The sequence below is a fragment of the Streptomyces sp. NPDC058685 genome, assembly GCF_042714725.1.
Classification (GTDB): Bacteria; Actinomycetota; Actinomycetes; order Streptomycetales; family Streptomycetaceae; genus Streptomyces.
Genome location: NZ_JBHXSL010000011.1, coordinates 85,499 through 105,880, shown reverse-complemented (window position 1 = coordinate 105,880; position 20,382 = coordinate 85,499). Strand labels below are relative to the sequence as shown.

17 protein-coding genes and 1 riboswitch are annotated in these 20,382 nt (G+C 69.3%); of the genes, 9 read left to right on the top strand and 8 right to left on the bottom strand.

Features of this window, described 5'->3' with window-relative positions; translation table 11 throughout:
* Positions 1–93: 93 nt before the first annotated feature.
* The 4 genes from ACFWU3_RS13230 to ACFWU3_RS13215 form a co-directional block, all read right to left on the bottom strand.
* A complete protein-coding gene (locus ACFWU3_RS13230; RefSeq protein ID WP_384435502.1) occupies positions 94–573 on the bottom strand; it encodes an NUDIX domain-containing protein in 480 nt (159 codons plus the stop codon).
* Between the two features lie 52 nt (positions 574–625).
* The gene (locus ACFWU3_RS13225) at positions 626–1,516 is read right to left on the bottom strand and encodes a LysR family transcriptional regulator (protein WP_384435499.1); all 891 of its coding nucleotides are present in this window, start codon (positions 1,514–1,516) and stop codon (positions 626–628) included.
* Positions 1,517–1,864: 348 nt separating this feature from the next.
* Positions 1,865–2,992, bottom strand: coding sequence for a cystathionine gamma-lyase (locus ACFWU3_RS13220; protein ID WP_384435496.1), 1,128 nt, complete (start codon positions 2,990–2,992; stop codon positions 1,865–1,867).
* A gap of 169 nt (positions 2,993–3,161) precedes the next feature.
* Positions 3,162–3,539 carry a phage holin family protein gene (locus tag ACFWU3_RS13215; protein WP_384435493.1) on the bottom strand — a complete coding sequence of 126 codons (378 nt, stop codon included), beginning with the start codon at positions 3,537–3,539 and terminating at the stop codon, positions 3,162–3,164.
* 51 nt (positions 3,540–3,590) lie between these two features.
* On the opposite strand from ACFWU3_RS13215, the gene ACFWU3_RS13210 reads away from it, so the two are divergent.
* The 4 genes from ACFWU3_RS13210 to ACFWU3_RS13195 all read left to right on the top strand — a co-directional run bounded on the left by ACFWU3_RS13210 (position 3,591) and on the right by ACFWU3_RS13195 (position 5,672).
* The gene (locus ACFWU3_RS13210; protein WP_313945351.1) at positions 3,591–3,908 is read left to right on the top strand and encodes a cupin domain-containing protein; all 318 of its coding nucleotides are present in this window, start codon (positions 3,591–3,593) and stop codon (positions 3,906–3,908) included.
* A gap of 128 nt (positions 3,909–4,036) precedes the next feature.
* The gene (locus ACFWU3_RS13205; RefSeq protein WP_313948945.1) at positions 4,037–4,249 is read left to right on the top strand and encodes a DUF5326 family protein; all 213 of its coding nucleotides are present in this window, start codon (positions 4,037–4,039) and stop codon (positions 4,247–4,249) included.
* A gap of 109 nt (positions 4,250–4,358) precedes the next feature.
* On the top strand, positions 4,359–5,129 hold the full coding sequence (locus ACFWU3_RS13200) for an IclR family transcriptional regulator (protein WP_384435490.1): 771 nt from the start codon (positions 4,359–4,361) through the stop codon (positions 5,127–5,129).
* 108 nt (positions 5,130–5,237) lie between these two features.
* A complete protein-coding gene (locus ACFWU3_RS13195; RefSeq protein WP_384435488.1) occupies positions 5,238–5,672 on the top strand; it encodes an SsgA family sporulation/cell division regulator in 435 nt (144 codons plus the stop codon).
* Between the two features lie 15 nt (positions 5,673–5,687).
* Here ACFWU3_RS13195 and ACFWU3_RS13190 read toward each other — a convergent pair whose 3' ends face one another.
* Positions 5,688–7,034: a YibE/F family protein gene (locus ACFWU3_RS13190; protein ID WP_384435485.1), complete on the bottom strand. Its 1,347-nt coding sequence runs from the start codon at positions 7,032–7,034 to the stop codon at positions 5,688–5,690.
* Positions 7,035–7,105: 71 nt separating this feature from the next.
* Positions 7,106–7,262, top strand: a riboswitch (TPP riboswitch).
* Here ACFWU3_RS13190 and thiC point away from each other — a divergent pair.
* Positions 7,255–9,021 (top strand): phosphomethylpyrimidine synthase ThiC, encoded by a 1,767-nt coding sequence (thiC, locus tag ACFWU3_RS13185; RefSeq protein ID WP_384435482.1) that lies wholly within the window; start codon positions 7,255–7,257, stop codon positions 9,019–9,021. It overlaps the preceding riboswitch by 8 nt.
* A gap of 101 nt (positions 9,022–9,122) precedes the next feature.
* On the opposite strand, the gene ACFWU3_RS13180 is transcribed toward thiC, so the two are convergent.
* The 3 genes from ACFWU3_RS13180 to ACFWU3_RS13170 all read right to left on the bottom strand — a co-directional run bounded on the left by ACFWU3_RS13180 (position 9,123) and on the right by ACFWU3_RS13170 (position 12,602).
* Complete coding sequence (locus ACFWU3_RS13180; protein ID WP_384435479.1) at positions 9,123–9,953, bottom strand: hypothetical protein; 831 nt, start codon at positions 9,951–9,953, stop codon at positions 9,123–9,125.
* Positions 9,954–10,100: 147 nt separating this feature from the next.
* Positions 10,101–11,315: a metallophosphoesterase gene (locus ACFWU3_RS13175; protein WP_384435476.1), complete on the bottom strand. Its 1,215-nt coding sequence runs from the start codon at positions 11,313–11,315 to the stop codon at positions 10,101–10,103.
* Between the two features lie 174 nt (positions 11,316–11,489).
* A complete protein-coding gene (locus ACFWU3_RS13170; RefSeq protein ID WP_384435473.1) occupies positions 11,490–12,602 on the bottom strand; it encodes a LacI family DNA-binding transcriptional regulator in 1,113 nt (370 codons plus the stop codon).
* Positions 12,603–12,957: 355 nt separating this feature from the next.
* On the opposite strand from ACFWU3_RS13170, the gene hisC reads away from it, so the two are divergent.
* The 4 genes from hisC (at position 12,958) to cydD (ending at position 20,352) form a co-directional block, all read left to right on the top strand.
* The gene (gene hisC / locus ACFWU3_RS13165) at positions 12,958–14,037 is read left to right on the top strand and encodes a histidinol-phosphate transaminase (RefSeq protein ID WP_384435470.1); all 1,080 of its coding nucleotides are present in this window, start codon (positions 12,958–12,960) and stop codon (positions 14,035–14,037) included.
* A 237-nt stretch (positions 14,038–14,274) separates the two neighbouring features.
* Positions 14,275–15,783: a cytochrome ubiquinol oxidase subunit I gene (locus ACFWU3_RS13160; RefSeq protein ID WP_384435467.1), complete on the top strand. Its 1,509-nt coding sequence runs from the start codon at positions 14,275–14,277 to the stop codon at positions 15,781–15,783.
* Positions 15,784–15,804: 21 nt separating this feature from the next.
* On the top strand, positions 15,805–16,806 hold the full coding sequence (gene cydB / locus ACFWU3_RS13155; protein ID WP_384435464.1) for a cytochrome d ubiquinol oxidase subunit II: 1,002 nt from the start codon (positions 15,805–15,807) through the stop codon (positions 16,804–16,806).
* A 6-nt stretch (positions 16,807–16,812) separates the two neighbouring features.
* Entirely contained in the window at positions 16,813–20,352 is a 3,540-nt protein-coding gene (gene cydD, locus ACFWU3_RS13150) for a thiol reductant ABC exporter subunit CydD (RefSeq protein ID WP_384435461.1), read from the top strand.
* The last annotated feature ends 30 nt before the right edge of the window (positions 20,353–20,382 follow it).

Below are 20,382 nucleotides of genomic sequence, written 5' to 3'. Positions count from 1 at the left end.
GGCGCTCGCGAGAGCCGGGCCGAAGCACCGCAGGCCCCGCCGCGGGGACCGGGCAGTGGTGACCGGCGAGCCGCGACCGCCGGTTGGCTCGCGTCAGCCCAGGTCAGGCGCGTGCATCGCCCGGACGCCCTCGATATTGCCGTCCAGGTAGTGCCGCAGAGACAAGGGCACGAGGTGGACGGCCGCGATACCCACGCGGCTGAAGGGCACCCGTACGATCTCGTACTCCCCGCAGGGGTCGTCGATCTCGGGGCCGTGCCGACGCGAGGGGTCCATGGACTCCAGCCGGCAGACGAAGAAGTGCTGCACCTTCACACCGGTGACACCGCCGTCGGCGATGTGCTCGACGGTGTCGACGAAACAGGGCACCACGTCGGTGATCTTCGCGCCGAGTTCCTCGTCCACCTCGCGGTGGAGGGCGTCCACGACGGTGGCGTCCTCGGGTTCGACCCCGCCGCCCGGCGTCAGCCAGTACGGATCCACGCCTGGCTTGGTGCGCTTGATCAGGACGAGGTTCTCGCCGTCGAGCAGGATGGCGCGTGCGGTGCGCTTGACCACTGGCCGTTCGGTCATGGCTAGAAAATGGCCCGTGGCGCCCGTTCTGAAACTCCTGGTCCCCGGGTTGTCACCAGTCGACCGCAGCGCGCAGCAGCGACTCGTGCGCCCGCGCTATGTGGGGAAGGGCGAGTGTGCCGGTGCGGACGGCGAGGAAGTACGTGCGCAGCGGGGGCACCGGAGGGTCGAGCAGCGCCACGAGGCGACCGCTCAGAAGGTCCTGCTCGCACAGGTAGCGCGGCAGGACGGCCAGCCCCGCGCCCGACGCGGCGGTCTCGAGGACCGCGCGGAGGTCCGGCGCGATGACGGCGGCCGCGGCGGCCGGCCGGGAGTCGAAGACGGAGGACCAGTAGCGAGAGACCAGTGGCAGCGACTCGTGGACCTCGACCACGGGGAGCTGTTCCAGCAGCACATGGCCGCCGTGCAGCTCCTCGGGCCCGAGCCGGGCCGCCCAGCGCGGCGACGCGACCAGGACGTGTTCCTCGTCGCAGAGCGGGGTCGAGGTCAGCAGTCCGCCGCGCGGCCGCGCCGTGGTGATCGCCAGATCATGGTGTCCGGCCGCCAGCCCCTCCAGCGTCTCCTCCGCGTTCCCGAAGGACGTCCTGAGCGTCATGCCCTGGGATATCAGCGGGGTGAGGGCGGGCAGGGCCCGGAGCGAGGTGAACTCGGGGAGCCCCGCGAGATGCAGCGTCCGGATGCCCGATTCCTCGTCCAGACCGGTCTCCGTGATCTCCACGAGGGCGTCGAGATGCGGAGCGGCCCGGTGGGCGAGCTCGTCGCCGATGGTGGTGGGGGTGACTCCGCGGGCCTGACGCAGGAACAGCGGGCGCCCCAGCTGGCGTTCCAGCGTGCGTATCTGCCCGGTCACCGCGGGCTGCGAGAGTCCCAGCAGCGCGGCCGCCCGGGTGAAGGAGCCGGCCCGGTGCACCGTGACGAATGTGCGCAGCAGGGCCAGATCCATGCCGAGCCCTCCCGACCGTCGACGCCCCGGACCGGACAACTATAAATAAGTCGATAGGTCGCTGTCGCTACTGTGATTGGACACTGACGCAGAGTCAACTAGCCTTGTTGGCGCGGTTCTTCGGGAAATGAACCGGGGCGGTCCGAGCCATGAGGGGGGAGGCTCGGACCGCCATTTTCCTGTATGTGCCGCTCAGCGGCTGACGTACCCGGGCGTACGCCCCTCTCCCGTCCACACCTCGCTGCGCGCCCCGGGACGGCCCGCGCGGAGGCGCTGTGCGCCCCCGGCCCATCGAACCGCCCGCCTTGCGCCCCCCTCGGGCCCGGGCTCCGCAAGCTCGCGAGGCCCCTAACGCGCTGCCTCGTCGAGCGCCCGGAGCACATCCGCGACGAGATCGTCCTCGTCCTCGGCGCCCGCCGAGAGACGGATGAACCCCTCCGGCACCGCATCCCCGCCCCAGCGCCCGCGCCGCTCCGCCGACGAGCGCACTCCGCCGAAGCTCGTTGCGTCATCGACCAGCCGCAGCGCGTCGAGGAAGCGTTCCGCGTGCGGGCGATCGGGCAGGACGAAGGAGACCACGCTGCCGAACCGCCGCATCTGCTGCGAGGCGATCTTGTGCGAGGGATCCGTCGGCAGTCCCGGATACCGCAGCCCCGTCACGTCCGCCCGGCCGCCGAGCGCCTCCGCGAGCGCCATCGCGTTCGCGCACTGCCGCTCGGACCGCAACTGGAGCGTGGCCAGCGAACGGTGTGCGAGCCAGGCCTCCATCGGGCCGGGGATCGCGCCCACGACCTTGCGCCAGCGCCGCACCCCCGCGGCCCGCTCCGCGTCGCGGCAGGTGACATGTCCCAGCAGGATGTCGCCGTGGCCGGTCATCCCCTTGGTGTCGCTGGCCACCGAGAAGTCGGCACCCAGATCCAGCGGCCGCTGCCCCAGCGGCGTCGCGAGCGTGTTGTCGACGGCGACGAGGGCGCCGGCTTCGTGCGCCGCCCGCACCAGCCGCCGGATGTCGCAGACGTCGAGCCCCGGGTTGGACGGGCTCTCGATCCACAGCAGCCGCGCGCCGGCGAGGACGCCGAGCTGGGCGTCGCCGGCGGTCGGCGCGGTCCGCACCTCGATGCCGTACGCCTCCAGCTGCTCGCGCACCAGCGGGAGTGCCTGATAGCCGTCGTCCGGCAGGACGACCGCGTCGCCGGCCTTCAGCTGGGAGAAGAGCACGGCGGAGATCGCGGCCATGCCCGAGGCGAAGGTCACGGTCTCGACGGCCTCGCCCGGCGCCTCCAGCTCGCCGATCGCCCGTTCCAGGTGGGTCCAGGTGGGGTTGTCGTCGCGACCGTAGGTGTAGGGCCCGGTCGGCTCGCCCGGCAGATGGAAGTGGGCCGCGAAGACCGGGCCCGGCAGGGTCGGTTCGTACTTCACCGGGTCGGGCAGACCCGCCCGTACCGCCCGCGTGCCTTCTCCCGTGCCATCGCTCATGCCGACCACTCCTCGCCTTGCGTGTGTACCGCGCCGGACCGCCCTCGCCCGTCGCCACCACCATCTTGGGACATGTGCCGCCATGGCCGTCGCCATGTCCGCAGGTCGGACCCCGTAGGGCCCGTCGGACCCCGACGGGTCGGTCCTTCTCGGATCAGTCGTTCTCGGGTCAGTCCTTGTCGGGCAGGGCGACGTTCAGCGCCCACGACACGACCGAGATGATCAGGCCGCCCAGGACGGCCGTCCAGAAGCCTTCGACGTGGAAGTTCAGGTCGAACACGTCGGCGAGCCATGAGGTGAGCAGCAGCATCAAAGCGTTCACGATCAGCGTGATCAGGCCGAGCGTGAGGATGAACAACGGCAGTGTCAGCAGCTGCACCACCGGCTTGACCACAAAGTTCACCAGGCCGAACAGCAGGGCGACCAGGATCAGGGTCAGTATCTTCCTGCCGGTACTGTCCCCGGTGAGGGTGATGTCCCCGACCAGCCAGATGGCCACGGCCAGGGCCCCCGCATTGGCGATCGTCTTGACTACGAAATTCATCATGTGTCTGATCGTGGCAGACGTGATCGGGACGACGGCAGGGGCGGACGCACGATGAAGGCATTCCGACTGGACGAGCTCGAGGCGGAGCGGGCCGCGAACGACGGCGCATATCTGCAGTTCCTTCGCGAGCGGAACATGTCGGCCGGTCTCTACGCGCTCGACGCGGGTTCCCTGGACCCGCAGCTGCCCCACAACCAGGACGAGATCTACCTCGTCGTCAGCGGACGTGCCGCCATCACGGTCGGCATGGAGACGACCCAGGTCGGCCGCGGCAGTGTCGTCTACGTCCCCGCCGGAGTGGCCCACAAGTTCCACCACATCACCGAGGATCTGCGGGTGATGGTGATCTTCTCTCCGCCCGAGAGCTGACCTCGGACCCTGTGACTCCCTAGGGGTCCGGTCAGGGGAGTTCAAGGGATCGCGGGCCCCCGCACACCCCAGGCGTCCGCCTAGCATCGAGGGCAGGAACTCCGAGAAGCGAGGTAAGGGCGATGGCTGTGCGGGAAGTGTTCGCGGGGATGCCGTGGTGGGTGAAGTGGGTCGCGGTGCCCGTCATCGCCCTGTTCGTCTTCGGTGGCCTGATCACCAGTGTGATCGGCTTTGTGATCGGGCTGCTCTTCAAGCTCCTGGTCTTCGTCGCGCTCGTCGCGGGACTCATCTTTGTCGTACGGAAGTTCATGACATCGTCGAGTTCTCGGAGCGACTGGTAGCCGCTGCGGGTCAGGGCGTTAACCCGGGCGGGGGAACGCCCGCCGAACCCCGGGTTTCACCGGCGGGGCGGCCATTACTGTGGCAGCCCATCCAGCCCGGGGGTGACCTTTGGCCACGGCGACGAACGCCACGACCCCTACGCTCATCGGTTCGGTGCAGCGGGCGTTGAGGCTGCTGGAAGCCGCCGCGTCCCATCATGAGGGCGCGCCCGCCAAGGTCCTCGCGCGAGAGGCCGCCATTCCCCTGCCGACTGCGTACCACCTGCTGCGGACGCTGACGCACGAGGACTATCTCCGGCGCGAGAAAGGGGTGTTCGTCCTCGGCGGCGCCGTCGGCCGGCTCGCCCTCGGTGAGTCAGTGCAGAATCGTCGCAGCAGGCTCGAGGACGCACTCCAGCACTGGCGGGACGCGATCGGCGTCCCGGTCTACTTCGCGCTCTACCGCGAGGGCGAGATCGAGCTCGTCGCGGTCTCCGACACTCCCTACGCACCCGCCGTCGCGGAGTGGGCGGACTTCCGTGAGACCGGCCATGCGCACGCGATCGGGCAGTGTCTGCTCAGCCAGCTGGACGAGAACGCCCGACGCGACCATCTGGACCGGCATCCGGTCCAGCCGGTGACTCCCTACTCCGTGTCCGACCGTCGCACGCTGCTGGACCGGCTCGCCACCACGGGCCGGATGCAACCGGTCGTGGAACGGCAGGAGTACGCGCTCGGGACGGTCTGCGCCGCCATCCCGGTCACGGCCGGTTCCGGCGCGGCCACGATGGCCATTTCTCTTCCCCTGCACCAGGAAGAGCGACTGCTTCCGGCTATTGAGCAACTGCGCAAGGGAATTGGCGGTCTGCTCGGCGCGCTCGCGTTCTCTATCAGTATCTGAAAAATCACTCCTTGTGGACCTCTGGCGCTTACACCACGATTGTGGCAAGAAGGCCAAGGGGATCGTTCCGGCCGTTTTCAGCAGGCCTCATTCACTGCGGAGTACATGATGCGCGAGTCGGTCCAGGCCGAGGTCCTGATGATCTTTCTCGTCTCGGAGGAGCTCTCGTTCCGGATCCCGGTGGGGCTCCGCTACGAGACAGACGATCCGTATGCCGTGCGGATGACCTTCCATCTGCCGGGCGACGCACCTGTGACCTGGGCCTTCGGACGCGAGCTGCTGCTCGACGGGATCAGCGGGCCGAGCGGGGACGGCGATGTGCACATCGCGCCCACCGGCGCGGCGGGACTCTGCGACCTCGCCATCCGGCTCCAAGTGGGCAGCGACCGTGCACAGTTCCAGGTCGGGGCGGCGCCTGTCGTCGCCTTCCTGGACCGCACCGACAAGCTCGTACCGCTGGGGCAGGAGCACCAGTACGGCGACTTCAGGGAATGCCTGGAGAAGGCGCTCGACGGCATCCTCGCCGAGGAGAACGCCGGCTGAGCAGCCCCGGCCGCCTCACTTCTTGCGACGGCGTCCCTTGCCGCCCCGCCCCGGCGCCGCGCTGCGGGCGGGGGCTTCGCTCTGCCCTGCGGGCAGACCCGACCGGTCTGCCGAGACCACCAGCGCCGCAAGAATCGTCGTCACCGGTACCGACGCGACCAGACCGATCGATCCGATGAGGGTCCGTACGATCTCCTCCGCCACCAGCTCGCTGTTGGCGACGGTTCCGACGCTGCTCTGCGCGATCGAGAAGAGCAGGAGCAGCGGCAGCGCCGCACCCGCGTAGGCCAGGACGAGGGTGTTGACGACGGATGCGATGTGATCCCGTCCGATGCGGATACCCGCCCGGTACAAACCCTTCGCGCCCATGTCCGGGTCGGCCTGGTGCAGTTCCCACACGGCGGACGTCTGGGTCACCGTCACATCGTCGAGGACGCCGAGCGAGCCGATGATGACACCGGCCAGCAGGAGTCCGCTCATATCGATGTTCGGGTACAGGCCGTGGATCAGACCGGTGTTGTCGTCCGTGTTGCCGCTCAGGCTCGCCCAGCCGATGAACAGCGAACCGAGCAGCCCGATGAGCAGCAGAGAGATCAGCGTGCCCAGGACCGCGACCGAGGTGCGTGCTGTCAGTCCGTGGCACATGTAGAGCGCGATCAGCATGATGGCGCTCGCGCCGACCACGGCGACGATCAGTGGATTGGAGCCCTGGAGGATCGCGGGAAGGATGAACACCGTCAGGACCGCGAACGAGACGACGAGCGCCAGCAGCGCCATCACCCCGCGCATGCGGCCGACCAGTACCACCACCAGGGCGAAGATCCCGGCCAGTACCGCCATCGGGAATCCCCGGTCCACGTCGGTCACCGAGTACTGGAGATCGCGCGGGGCGTCGGGGGCGTACGCGACCACCACGCCCTGGCCCTTCTTCAACTGCCGAGGAGCGTCCGGCTGGACGATCTCGACGAAGGTGCGGCCCTTGTTCTTGCCGGAGGTGACCTCGACCGTCGCTTTCCCGCAGTCGCCCTGCTGGGAGTTGGCCGCCTCACGCCCCTCGGGTGTGGTGGGGTCCGCGGTCGGCGGGACCTGTCCGGCGTTCACGTCCTTGCAGTCGACCTTCTGGACCGACACCACCCTGCCCGACTCGGTCTGACGGTCGAAGCCCACTCCGGTGCGCTCGTGGCCGGGCGTGCCACCCGGCCAGAGCACCAGAAGCCCGACCACCACCGCGGTGGCGAAGGGGATCAGCACGGCCGCGATGACCTTGCGGAGGTGCCGGGAGACGGGTGCGGCGGGGCCATGGGAGTGCGAGTGGCCGTGCGGCTCGGGCGTCTGATGCGGGTCGGGCGGCGATGAGGTCACCGACAGATCATCGCAAGAACGAATGGGGGCCTCTGTTCAGCGCGCCAGACATGACGCTAGCGTGGAGGCACCTTTGCACACGCGGGAGCTCGGAGCACCGGGCTGAGAGGGCGCTGACCTTCGTCCCAGTGGTGTTTCACGTGAAACACCGTCGGACGGAAGCCGCTGCGTCGACCGCCGAACCTGTTACCGGGTAATGCCGGCGTAGGGAGTAGGTCTCATGACCGTTCAGGATGCACGCACGCCTGCCGCCGACCAGGCGGAGCGCACGCCGGGCTGGCACAAGGGATACGTCGAGGGATCGCGCCCCGACCTCCGTGTGCCCGTCCGCCAGGTGCACCTCACCAATGGCGCGGACGTCACGCTGTACGACACGTCCGGGCCGTACACCGACCCCACCGTCGAGACCGATGTCCGCCGCGGTCTCGCGCCACTGCGGGAGAACTGGATCATCGGCCGCGGCGACACCGAGGAGTACGCGGGCCGTCCCGTCCGCCCCGAGGACGACGGGATCAAGCACACCTCGCCGCGCGGCGGGCTGCGGAATCTCGACGCGGTCTTCCCCGGCCGCCCGCGTCAGCCCCGCCGGGGCCGGGACGGGCAGGCGGTGACGCAACTCGCGTACGCGCGCCGGGGCGAGATCACCCCGGAGATGGAGTACGTCGCGATCCGCGAGAACGTGCCCGCCGAGGTCGTGCGCGAGGAGATCGCGGCCGGCCGCGCGGTTCTGCCGGCCAACGTCAACCACCCGGAGATCGAGCCGATGATCATCGGCAAGCGGTTCCTGGTGAAGGTCAACGCCAACATCGGCAACTCCGCGGTCACTTCCTCCATCGAGGAAGAGGTCGAGAAGATGACCTGGGCCACCAAGTGGGGCGCGGACACGGTCATGGACCTCTCGACCGGCCGCAACATCCACACCACCCGCGAATGGGTGCTGCGCAATTCCCCCGTGCCGATCGGCACCGTACCGCTCTACCAGGCGCTCGAGAAGGTCGACGGCAGGGCCGAGGAGCTGAGCTGGGAGATCTACAAGGACACGGTCATCGAGCAGGCCGAGCAGGGCGTCGACTACATGACGGTCCACGCGGGCGTATTGCTGCGGTACGTCCCGCTCACCGCCCGCCGCAAGACGGGCATCGTTTCGCGCGGCGGCTCGATCATGGCCGCCTGGTGCCTGGCGCACCACAAGGAGTCGTTCCTCTACGAGAACTTCGAGGAACTGTGCGAGATCCTCGCCGCGTACGACGTGACGTACTCCCTCGGTGACGGGCTGCGGCCCGGCTCGATCGCGGACGCCAACGACGAGGCGCAGTTCGCCGAGCTGCGCACCCTCGGAGAGCTCAACACCATCGCCAAGCGCTTCAACGTGCAGACGATGATCGAAGGACCCGGTCATGTGCCGATGCACAAGATCAAGGAGAACATCGAACTCCAGCAGGAGATCTGCGAGGAGGCGCCGTTCTACACGCTCGGCCCGCTCACGACGGACGTCGCTCCCGCGTACGACCACATCACCTCCGGGATCGGAGCGGCGATGATCGCCTGGTGGGGCACGGCGATGCTCTGCTACGTCACGCCCAAGGAACACCTGGGCCTGCCGAACCGCGACGATGTGAAGACCGGCGTCATCACCTACAAGATCGCCGCTCACGCCGCGGACCTGGCCAAGGGCCACCCGGGCGCGCAGGAGTGGGACGACGCTCTGTCGGACGCCCGCTTCGAGTTCCGGTGGGAGGACCAGTTCAATCTGGCTCTCGACCCGGACACGGCACGGGAGTTCCACGACGAGACGCTCCCCGCCGAGCCGGCCAAGACCGCGCACTTCTGCTCCATGTGCGGGCCGAAGTTCTGCAGCATGAAGATCTCGCAGGACATCAGGCGCCGGCACGGCGACTCGCAGCAGGAGATCGAGGACGGAATGGCGGAGAAGTCCAAGGAGTTCGCCGCCGCCGGCAACCGGGTGTATCTGCCGATCGCCGAGTGAGCCCCGCGGCTCTGTGACCCGCGGTCCTCTCGAATCCACGAGGTCGTACATCCACAGTGCACGAGGCGCGCTCCCGTGGTCGTGGGGGCGCGCCTCCGGCATCACTCCGGCTGGTGCTCGGGGCCACCGAAGTCCGGGCTGGTGAAGTCCGGGCTGGTGAACGTCGGGCGCTGGCCCGCCGTGGAGCCCTCGCTCGGGCTGGAGTAGTCCGGACCGCTGTAGCCGATCTTGGGGATACGGCTCACCGGTCGCGGTGGCTTGCTCGACGTCGGGTCGACGCTGGGGTCCGCCAGCGCCGCCCGCAGAAAGGGCAGCAGGCCCCGTTCGAGCAGGGCGTGCCGCCAGGCGTCCTTGGCACGTGCCACCTCGTCGGGCAGTTCACCCGTCACCTCTTCGGCGGGCACCTGCGTCGCGCCGTTGCGCAGTGCGGTGAGCAGCAGGGCCACGGCGGCCACCAGGATCGCGGCCGCCGTGAGAGCCCCGAAGAACCAGCCCGCCGAGACCAGGGTCTGCGCGAACGCGGCCGACGGGCTGAGCGCTTTGAGGATGTAGCCGACGAGCAGGAATATCAGCGCGGCCGTACCGGCGAGCACCGGAGCGAGCACGGCGATGACGGCCGCGAAACCCGCACCGCTCTCGGCGGCGACCTCGCCGGTGACCGGCGCCAGCACGGAATTGCGCACGGACGCGGCGGCCTTGGGGGCGCGCATCTCCTCGCGGATCTTGGTGTAGTGCTCGTACTCGGCCGCGGCGGCGGTGGTGATCAGCGCCGTCGCGTTCAGTGCCATCGTGCGCAGCTGTTCGGTGTTCAGTCGCTGCCCCACGGCAGCGAGGTCCGGACGGTCATGGGCGTTGCGCAGCGCGTCGTCGAGGATGCGCTCGTACTCGGCGCGGTCCTCGGTCAGCAGGTGCGGAGCGCTGTTCATGTGCATCCCCCGATGCTCCGTAGGGCCGGATTGACCGGGCGAACCGGGCAGTTGGGCGGAAACGGAGGAGAGCCTGCTACGGATAAGCCGATGGTAGAGCGGTTACGGCACGGGGTGACAGGGGGTTTCAGTAAATCGCCTGTCGTGCTCTGCTCAGTTGGGCAGCGGAAGTTGCACGACAAGCAGCTTTCCGGCCATGGTCACGCCGCCGTCCATGGCGATGGCGAGCCCGTCGGCGTACACATGCGGCCCTTCGACGACCGGACGGGCGCCGTCCTCGCCGTCCTCGGTGCCCACTTCGCCGAGCAGATACGGAATGGGGCTGTGGCCGTGCACGACGCGCGTGCCCCCGTACGTGCCCAGCAGTTCGCGCACGGCCTCGGGGCCGCCGTCGTCGCGGAAGGCGAAGCGCTTGGTGAACTTGCGGAACACGTCCCAGCACTCGTCGGCGTCATTACGGGTGATGATCGCGTGGACGGTGTCGTTGACGTCCTCGATCGTGGAGCCGTAGTCGAGGTACGCCGTCGTGTCGGAGTGCAGGAGAAGGTGCCCGTCCTCCTCCACGACCGCGTCGAGGCGGGCCATCCACTGGAGATGGACGTCCTGGAGCCGGTCCATGTCGGACTTCTGGCCGCCGTTGAGCAGCCAGGCCGCCTGGAAGGTGGCGGTGCCCGCACCGGAGTTGACGGGGGTGTCGCCGAACCGCTTGGCGCCGAGGAGCAGCAGTTCGTGGTTGCCCATCAGGGCCTTGCAGTAGCCGCCGGCGGCCGCGGCCTCGGCGGACAGCCGCATGACGAGGTCGATGACGCCGATGCCGTCGGGGCCGCGGTCGGTGAAGTCGCCGAGGAACCACAGACGGGCGTTGCCCGCGGACCAGTTGCCCTCGGTGTCGATGAGGCCCTGCGCGGTGAGCGCGGCGACGAGTTCGTCGAGATAGCCGTGGACGTCGCCGACGACGTAGAGCGGACCGAGGCCGTCCTCGGACGCGTTGGCTTCGTCCGGATCGACGTGGACCTGCACGGTGTCGCCCGGGCCGCCTGCCCTGATCACCGGGAGATCGCGCGCGGTGGGGGTGTACCCGTCCGGCATCTCGTCCTCGGGCACCGCGTTGCCGGGGTGCGAGGACGGTGCGGCGGACTGCGGCGGCCGCTGTTCCTCGTGCGCGCGGCTCATGGGCGCCTGCCCCTGGGCCGGCACGTAGGGCTGCTGCGCGTGTGTGCCCGGAGATACCTCCTCGGGCATCTCCGGAGGCTGCCCCTGCCCATGGGGCGACTGTGACTGCACGGGCACCTGCGCATAGGGCGGGACACGGAAATCACGCAATGTCTCCGTACGCACCACGGGTCCCTGACCGGCCCCCTGAGTCATCGACCCCTCCACCACCGTCGCGCCGCCGTTCACCTCTCGGCCCAGCCTGGTCGGGGTGGTCCGCGGTGTCGTGCGCCCATCATAGGAATGAGGTCCGCGCTCTGTGACGCACCAGGGGTGGTGAATCCGTCCGCACCCCTGGCACGCCGGTCGTTTCGTCCCCATTCGGAAGGTCTAGTCCGGTGAGGGGGAACGCGGTGCGCTCACCGTCGTCCGCGGATTACGTCGCTGGGAGGACGTCCGGACGATCAGTTCCGTCGGTATCACCTGCTCGATCGGCCGGTCCTCGTCGATTCCCTCGATGGCGTCGATGAGGAGCTGGACGACCGCCGTGCCGATCCTGCGCGGCTTCAGCGAGAGAGTGGTGATGGGAGGCTCGGTCGTGGCGTACACCGTCGACTCGCTGCAGCAGACGAGCAGGAGATCCTCCGGGACCCGCAGTCCGTACCGCCGGGCGGCGGCGAGCAGATCGGTGCCGTTGGGGTCGAAGAGCCCGTAGACGGCGTCGGGCCGGTCCGGCCGCGCGAGCAGGCGGTCGGCGGCGACCGCGCCGGCACACGGGTCGTGCGCGGGGTAGGACTCGTAGACCGGGTCTTGGCCGACCCGCTCGCACCAGTTGAGATACGCGGTCGTGGACAGGCGCGTGTAGGTGTCCGTGGTGGTGCCGGTGAGAAGCCCGATACGGCGGGCGCCGGCGTCGGCGAGGTGGTCGAGCAGATCGAGTACGGCGGCTTCGTGGTCGTTGTCGACCCAGGCGGTGACCGGCAGGGTGCCCGCCGGGCGGCCGTCGGAGACCACGGGCAGGCCCTGGCGGACGAGCTCGGTGACCACCGGGTCGTGGTCGGAGGGGTCGATGACCACCGTGCCGTCCAGGGCGACGTTCGACCACACGTCGTGGCGGGATGTCGCCGGAAGGATCACGAGGGCATAGCCCCGGGCGAGTGCCGCGGAGGTCGCGGCTCTGGCCATCTCGGCGAAGTACGCGAACTCGGTGAAGGTGAAAGGTTCATCCCCGTACGTCGTGACGGTCAGGCCGATGAGGCCCGATTTCCCGGTGCGGAGCGTGCGTGCCGCCGCGGAGGGGCGGTATCCCAGCCGGTCTGCGACCTCCCGGACGTGCCGGCGGGTGGCGTCCGGGAGCCGGCCCTTGCCGTTGAGCGCGTCGGAGACAGTCGTGATGGAGACACCGGCTGCGGCGGCAACGTCTCGAATGCCCGCTCGGCCTTGCCGGCTGCCCCGGCGGGATGTGTCCGTCCGGCTCACCTGGTGCTTCCCTGCTGCTGTCATGGCGAGCCGATAGTAGGGCTCGGGCGGGCGGTTGAGCCGGTCGCATATGCCTGCGTTGACAGGCACGTTTCTGCAAGATCATAAACCACCAACTCCCTTGGAAACCAAGGCAGTTGACAGGTTCGGCGACAGCGTCTCGGGCGTCCGGCGGCATCGGCCTGCCGAATGGCTCATGTTTCGAAGAGGTCTCAACTCACCACTACGGGTGATGCGCGCTACGGAGTGAGCCACAGGCGCACGCCAGGAAAGTGCGCGCTCCCCCCTTTTCCCGGCGGCCATTCGCACCGGCGGGGAATCCTCATAAGGTGAGGAGTATTGGTTCCGATGTGAACGGACTCCTCGAGGAGGACCTGCGGTGAGCGAGACGAGCCCCAAGCTGCGCGCCGAGCTGGACGGCATCCCCACGTACAAGCCGGGCAGGCCCGCGGCGGCCGGCGGCCCTGTCGCGTACAAGCTGTCGTCCAACGAGAACCCGTATCCGCCCCTCCCGGGGGTGATGGAGCGCGTGACGGGCGCGGCCCACAGCTTCAACCGATACCCGGACATGGCCTGCACCGGCCTGATGAACGAGCTCTCGGACCGTTTCGGGGTGCCCCTGTCGCATCTGGCGACCGGCACCGGCTCGGTGGGTGTCGCCCAGTCCCTGTTGCAGTCCACCTCGGGCCCCGGCGACGAGGTCATCTATGCCTGGCGGTCCTTCGAGGCGTACCCGATCATCACCCGGATCAGCGGGGCGACGCCGGTGGAGGTGCCGCTGACCAGCGGTGAGGTTCACGACCTGGACGCGATGGCGGGCGCGGTCACCGACCGGACCCGGCTGATCTTCGTCTGCAACCCCAACAACCCGACCGGCACGGTGGTCCGCCGGGCCGAGCTGGAGCGGTTCCTCGACCGGGTGCCGTCGGACGTCCTGGTGGTGCTGGACGAGGCGTATCGCGAGTTCATCCGCGACCCCGAGGTGCACGACGGCATCGACATCTACCGCGAGCGCCCCAACGTGGCGGTGCTGCGGACCTTCTCCAAGGCTTACGGGCTGGCGGGGCTGCGGGTCGGCTTCGCGGTCGCCCATGAGCCGGTGGCCGCGGCACTGCGCAAGACGGCGGTGCCCTTCGGTGTGACGCAGCTGGCGCAGGACGCGGCCGTCGCCTCGCTGCAGGCCGAGGACGAGCTGCTCGGCCGGGTCGGCTCCCTCGTGAGCGAGCGGCTGCGGGTCTACGAGGGCCTGGTCAAGCAGGGCTGGACCGTCCCCGAGACCCAGGCGAACTTCGTCTGGCTGAGGCTCGGCGAGCGGACGGTCGACTTCGCGGCGGCGTGCGAGCAGGCCGGTGTCGTGGTGCGGCCGTTCCCGGGCGAGGGTGTGCGGGTCACGATCGGGGAGTCCGAGGCCAACGACATCTTCCTGCACACCGCAGAGGCGTTCCGCGCCCAGATGTAGCGCCTGAGCGCCCCTGATCTGCGCCGTTTCCAAGCGGCGGAACCCCCATGAGCCCGGTGCTCATGGGGGTTCCTTCCGTAGGGGGTACCCCCCCGGTCGACAGTTCGAGTGGAGCATGCGCCATAATGCTTGTGAATGTGAACGCGTTCACAAGCTAGTCCCGTTCCTCCCATGATCGGCGGGATTAACAGGACAAACGGCCGCTCGACCCTGCCGATGCTGTAAGGAGATGACGTCGTGGAGCTTGCTCTGGCGCCGGAAACGCTGGCGCGCTGGCAGTTCGGCATCACCACCGTCTACCACTTCCTCTTCGTCCCCCTGACGATCTCGCTGGCCGCGCTCACCGCGGGCCTGGAGGCCGCCTGGGTCCGGACGCAGAAGGAGAAGTACCTCAGGGCCACGAAGTTCTGGGGCAAGCTGTTCCTGATCAACATCGCCATGGGTGTCGTGACGGGCATCGTCCAGGAGTTCCAGTTCGGCATGAACTGGTCCGACTACTCGCGCTTCGTCGGCGATGTCTTCGGTGCGCCCCTCGCCTTCGAGGCGCTGATCGCCTTCTTCTTCGAGTCCACCTTCATCGGCCTGTGGATCTTCGGCTGGGACAAGCTGCCGAAGAAGATCCACCTGGCCTGCATCTGGATGGTCTCGATCGGCACCATCCTCTCCGCCTACTTCATCCTGGCCGCCAACTCCTGGATGCAGCACCCGGTCGGCTACCGGATCAACAAGGAGCGGGGACGGGCGGAGCTCACCGACTTCTGGCTGGTGCTGACCCAGAACACCGCGCTGACCCAGTTCTTCCACACCATCACGGCGGCCTTCCTCGTCGGCGGCGCGTTCATGGCCGGCATCGCGGCCTTCCACCTGGCACGCAAGAAGCACATCCCGGTGATGCGGACCTCGCTGCGGCTCGGCCTGATCACGATCATGATCTCCGGACTGCTCACCGCGGTCAGCGGCGATCTGCTCGGCAAGGTCATGTACAAGCAGCAGCCGATGAAGATGGCCGCCGCCGAGGCCCTGTGGGAGGGCGAGGCGCCCGCGCCCTTCTCGGTCTTCGCCTACGGCGACGTGGAGAAAGGGCACAACAAAGTCGCCATCGAGATTCCGGGACTGCTGTCCTTCCTCGCCAACGACGACTTCACCTCGTACGTCCCCGGCATCAACGACGTCAACAAGGCCGAACAGGAGAGGTTCGGGCCGGGGGACTACCGGCCCAACATCCCCGTTGCCTACTGGGGCTTCCGCTGGATGATCGGCTTCGGCATGGCGTCCCTGGCCATCGGGACGATCGGCCTCTGGCTCACCAGGAAGAAGTTCCTGCTGTCGCCGGGGCTGCGGACCGGTGAGGACGAGGTGCCCCATCTGGTGCTCTTCAAGAACAAGGCCCTGAACCCGCGGTTCACGAACTGGTACTGGGTCGTCGCGCTCTGGACCATGGCCTTCCCGCTGATCGCCAGCTCGTGGGGCTGGATCTTCACCGAGATGGGCCGGCAGCCGTGGGTCGTCTACGGGGTGCTGCGCACACGGGACGCGGTCTCCCCCGGCGTATCGCAGGGCGAGGTGCTCACCTCGATGATCGCGTTCACGACGCTCTACGCGATCCTCGCGGTGATCGAAGTCAGGCTCCTGGTGAAGTACGTGAAGGCAGGACCGCCCGAGCTCACCGAGGCCGACCTCAATCCGCCCACCAGGATCGGCGGCGACGACCAGGACGCCGACCGGCCGATGGCCTTCTCGTACTGAGCCCTGAGGAGCTGCTGAGGCATGGAACTTCACGACGTCTGGTTCGTACTCATCGCCGTCCTGTGGACCGGCTACTTCTTCCTCGAGGGCTTCGACTTCGGAGTCGGAGTCCTGACCAAGCTGCTGGCCAGGAACCGGGCCGAGCGGCGCGTGCTCATCAACACCATCGGGCCGGTCTGGGACGGCAACGAGGTGTGGCTGCTGTCCGCGGGCGGAGCCACCTTCGCCGCCTTCCCCGAGTGGTACGCCACCCTCTTCTCCGGCTTCTATCTGCCGCTGCTGCTGATCCTGGTCTGCCTGATCGTGCGCGGGGTCGCCTTCGAGTACCGGCACAAGCGGGACGAGGCGCTCTGGCAGAGCAACTGGGAGCACGCGATCTTCTGGACCTCGCTACTGCCGGCCCTGCTCTGGGGTGTGGCCTTCGGCAACATCGTGCGCGGGGTGAAGATCGACGGCGACAAGGAGTACGTCGGCACCCTCTTCGACCTGCTCAACCCGTACGCGATCCTCGGCGGGCTGGTGACGCTGACGCTGTTCACCTTCCACGGCGCGGTCTTCACCGCACTCAAGACCGTCGGCGACATCCGGGTCAGGGCCCGGTCGCTGGCTCTCAAGCTCGGCCTGGTCATGGCCGCTCTGGCGCTCGGTTTTCTCGGTTGGACCCAGGTCTCGCGCGGGGACGGCACCAGCCTGGTCGCGATGATCGTCGCGGTGGTGGCACTGGTCGCCGCCGTCGTAGCGATCGCCCGAGGGCGCGAGGGATGGTCGTTCGCCTGGTCGGGCCTGACCATCGTGGCCGTGGTCGCGATGCTCTTCCTGACGCTGTTCCCCAACGTCATGCCCTCTTCGCTCCAGGAGGACTGGAGCCTGACGGTCACCAACGCCTCGTCGAGCCCGTACACCCTGAAGATCATGACCTGGTGCGCCGGCATCGCCACACCGCTGGTGCTGCTCTACCAGGGCTGGACGTACTGGGTGTTCCGCAAGCGCATCGGTACGCAGCACATCGCCGATGCTCACTAGTGGGGGATGTTTCACGTGAAACCGATCGACCCGCGTCTGCTCCGCTACGCCCGAACCACTCGTCGCTTTCTGATCGCGGTGGTACTCCTCGGCCTGGTCGGGGCGGCGCTGGTCGTCGCCCAGGCGATGCTCATCGCCGAGGTGGTGGTGGGTGCCTTCCAGGACGGCATGGCGCCCTCCGGCCTCATGACTCCGCTGGCCCTGCTCGCGGCGGTCGCCGCGGGCCGGGGCCTGGTCTCCTGGCTGACCGAACTCGCCGCCCATCGGGCGAGCGCGGCCGTGAAGTCGGAGCTCAGGGGCCGGCTGCTGGCACGGGCCACGGAACTCGGCCCCGGCTGGCTGAGCGGTCAGCGGACCGGGTCGCTCGTCGCCCTCGCCACCCGCGGAGTCGACGCGCTCGACGACTACTTCTCCCGCTATCTGCCCCAGCTCGGCCTTGCCGTCGTGGTTCCGGTGGCCGTGCTCGCGCGGATCGTGACCGAGGACTGGGTCTCGGCTGCCGTCATCGTCGTCACGCTCCCGCTGATTCCCCTGTTCATGGTGCTCATCGGCTGGGCGACCCAGACGCGGATGGACCGTCAGTGGCGGCTGCTGTCCCGGCTGTCGGGCCACTTCCTCGATGTCGTGGCCGGTCTGCCGACCCTGAAGGTCTTCGGGCGGGCGAAGGCGCAGGCGGAGTCGATCCGGTCCATCACCGCCGAGTACCGGCGGGCCACGCTGCGGACCCTGCGGATCGCCTTCATCTCCTCCTTCGCGCTGGAGCTGCTCTCCACCCTCTCGGTGGCTCTGGTGGCCGTCGGCATCGGCATGCGCCTGGTGCACGGGGACCTGGACCTGTACACCGGACTGGTCATCCTGATCCTGGCGCCCGAGGCGTATCTGCCGATTCGGCAGGTGGGGGCGCAGTACCACGCGGCGGCCGAGGGGCTGTCTGCCGCGGAGGAGATCTTCCGGGTCCTGGAGACCGAGCCGCGACCGACCGGTCACGGCGAGGTGCCCGGCACCCTGCGGATCGAGCTCGATGAGGTGACCGTCCGTCATGCCGGGCGCAGCGAGGCGTCCCTGGACTCCGCATCGCTCGTCGTGGAGAGCGGCGAGACCGTCGCCCTGGTGGGGCCGAGCGGCATCGGGAAGTCGACGTTGCTCGACGTCCTGCTGGGATTCGTCGAACCGGCGCAGGGCCGGGTGCGCATCGGCGGTGTGGACCTGCGGGACATCGACCCTGACCGCTGGCGCGAGAAGATCGCCTGGGTGCCGCAGCGTCCCCACCTCTTCGCGGGAACGATCGCCGAGAACGTACGCCTGGCCAGGCCGGACGCCGATGACGCCGCGGTGACGGCCGCGCTGCGGGACGCCGGGGCGTACGACTTCGTCAACGCGCTCCCCGAGGGCGTGGCGACCCTGCTCGGGGAGGACGGCGCAGGACTCTCGGCAGGGCAGCGCCAGCGGCTCGCGCTGGCCCGGGCGTTTCTCGCGGACCGGCCATTGCTGCTGCTCGACGAACCGACCGCGGCCCTGGACGGGGAGACCGAGGAAGCGATCGTCGACGCGGTACGACGGCTCGCCGAGGGACGCACCGTCGTTCTGGTCGTCCACCGGCCGGCGCTTCTGGCGGTGGCCGACCGCGTGGTCACGCTCACGCGCCGAACCCCGGACGGGGTCAGGTCCGAGCAGCCGGCGCTCCCCGTACGGCAGGCCGCGGCAGGCGAATCGGATGCCGACCCCTACCGGCTCGCCGAGTCCATGAACGGCGAGCCCGCAGCAGGTGGTGCCCCGCTCGCCCGGGTGCGCACGGCGGCGGGAAATCTGCGCGGCCGGTTCTGGCTGGCGCTGCTCCTCGGAAGTCTCGCGCTGGGATCCGCCGTCGGGCTCATGGCTGTCTCCGGCTGGCTCATCTCGCGTGCCTCGGAACAGCCGCCGGTCCTGTATCTGATGGTGGCCGTCACGGCGACCCGCGCCTTCGGCATCGGCCGCGCCGTCTTCCGGTACGCCGAGCGGCTCGTCTCCCACGACGCCGTGCTGCGGATGCTCGCCGAACTGCGCGTCGCCGTCTACCGGCGTCTGGAGCGCATCGCACCGGCGGGCCTGCGGCAGAGCCGGCGCGGTGACCTGCTGTCCCGGCTCGTCTCCGACGTCGACGCCCTGCAGGACTACTGGCTCCGCTGGCTGCTGCCGGCCGGTGTGGCCCTCGTCGTCGGCGCGGGCTCGGTCGGCTTCACCGCCTGGCTGCTCCCCGAAGCGGGAGCGGTGCTCGCCGTCGGACTGCTCGTGGCCGGCGTCCTCGTGCCCCTGGTCAGCGGCCGGGTCGCACGGCGGGCGGAGCGGCAACTCGCCCCCGCCCGCGGCGAACTCTCCACCCGGGTCGCCGACCTGTTGCGCGGAATCGCCGAACTGACCGTCGCCGGGGCCCTGAAAGGCCGCGCCGAAGGGACGCGCGCGGCTGACAGACGGCTGACCCTGATCGCCTCACGAGGAGCCGCGGCCACGGCGCTCGGCGCCGGGCTCTCCGCGCTGGCCTGTGGACTGACCGTGGTGTGTGCCGCGTTCGCCGGGGTGCAGGCCGTACGGGAGGGACGCCTCGACGGGGTGTCGCTCGCCGTTGTGGTTCTCACCCCGCTCGCCGCCTTCGAGGCCGTGACCGGGCTGCCGCTCGCCGTGCAGTACCGGCAGCGGGTGAAGCGCAGCGCCGAGCGCGTGTACGAGGTGCTGGACGCTCCGGCTCCCGTCCGCGAACCGGAGCACCCGGCGCAGCCACCCGCTACCGCGTTCCCGCTCGACGTCCGCGGGCTGCGGGCCCGGCACACGGGTCAGGACCGGGACGCGATCGCCGGACTCGACCTCACGATCACCGCCGGTACGCGGGTCGCCGTCGTCGGAACGTCGGGCTCGGGCAAGACCACCCTCGCGCAGGTCCTGCTCCGTTTCCTGGACGCGGAGGCGGGGACGTACACGATCGGCGGTGTGGACGCGGCGGCACTCGACGGCGACACCGTCCGGCGGTTCGTCGGACTGTGCGCGCAGGACGCCCACCTCTTCGACAGCTCCGTACGGGAGAACCTCAGGCTGGCGCGGACCGGCGCGACGGAGGAGGAGCTCCGGAACGCGCTCGCCGAGGCCCGCCTGCTGGAGTGGGTGGACGCCCTGCCGGACGGAATGGACACGCTCGTCGGCGAGCACGGCGCCCAGCTCTCCGGCGGTCAGCGCCAGCGCCTCGCCCTGGCCCGAGCGCTGCTCGCCGACTTCCCCGTCCTCGTACTGGACGAGCCGGCCGAGCATCTGGACCTGGCGACCGCGGACGCGCTGACGGCGGACCTCCTGACGGCGACCGAGGACCGCACGCTGCGAGGAGCGGCGACGGTGCTGATCACGCATCGGCTCCAGGGGCTCGACGCCGTGGACGAGGTCGTGGTCCTGGAGGACGGCCGGGTGGCGCAGCGCGGCCCGTACGCCGAGATCGCGGCGGTGGACGGTCCACTGCGCCGGATGGTGGAGCGGGAACGGGCGGCGGATCTGCTCGGGACCCGGATGGCGGCGGCAGGGGTCTGATCCCGGAAGATGGCGACTTTCCCTCGCAAA

Bases quoted from the DNA above. Each gene is read 5' to 3' on its own strand.
- ACFWU3_RS13230 (WP_384435502.1), bottom strand. From the start codon at position 573: ATGACCGAACGGCCAGTGGTCAAGCGCACCGCACGCGCCATCCTGCTC.
- ACFWU3_RS13225 (WP_384435499.1), bottom strand. From the start codon at position 1,516: ATGGATCTGGCCCTGCTGCGCACATTCGTCACGGTGCACCGGGCCGGC.
- ACFWU3_RS13220 (WP_384435496.1), bottom strand. From the start codon at position 2,992: ATGAGCGATGGCACGGGAGAAGGCACGCGGGCGGTACGGGCGGGTCTG.
- ACFWU3_RS13215 (WP_384435493.1), bottom strand. From the start codon at position 3,539: ATGATGAATTTCGTAGTCAAGACGATCGCCAATGCGGGGGCCCTGGCC.
- ACFWU3_RS13210 (WP_313945351.1), top strand. From the start codon at position 3,591: ATGAAGGCATTCCGACTGGACGAGCTCGAGGCGGAGCGGGCCGCGAAC.
- ACFWU3_RS13195 (WP_384435488.1), top strand. From the start codon at position 5,238: ATGCGCGAGTCGGTCCAGGCCGAGGTCCTGATGATCTTTCTCGTCTCG.
- thiC (WP_384435482.1), top strand. From the start codon at position 7,255: ATGACCGTTCAGGATGCACGCACGCCTGCCGCCGACCAGGCGGAGCGC.
- ACFWU3_RS13180 (WP_384435479.1), bottom strand. From the start codon at position 9,953: ATGCACATGAACAGCGCTCCGCACCTGCTGACCGAGGACCGCGCCGAG.
- ACFWU3_RS13175 (WP_384435476.1), bottom strand. From the start codon at position 11,315: ATGACTCAGGGGGCCGGTCAGGGACCCGTGGTGCGTACGGAGACATTG.
- ACFWU3_RS13170 (WP_384435473.1), bottom strand. From the start codon at position 12,602: ATGACAGCAGCAGGGAAGCACCAGGTGAGCCGGACGGACACATCCCGC.
- cydB (WP_384435464.1), top strand. From the start codon at position 15,805: ATGGAACTTCACGACGTCTGGTTCGTACTCATCGCCGTCCTGTGGACC.
- cydD (WP_384435461.1), top strand. From the start codon at position 16,813: ATGTTTCACGTGAAACCGATCGACCCGCGTCTGCTCCGCTACGCCCGA.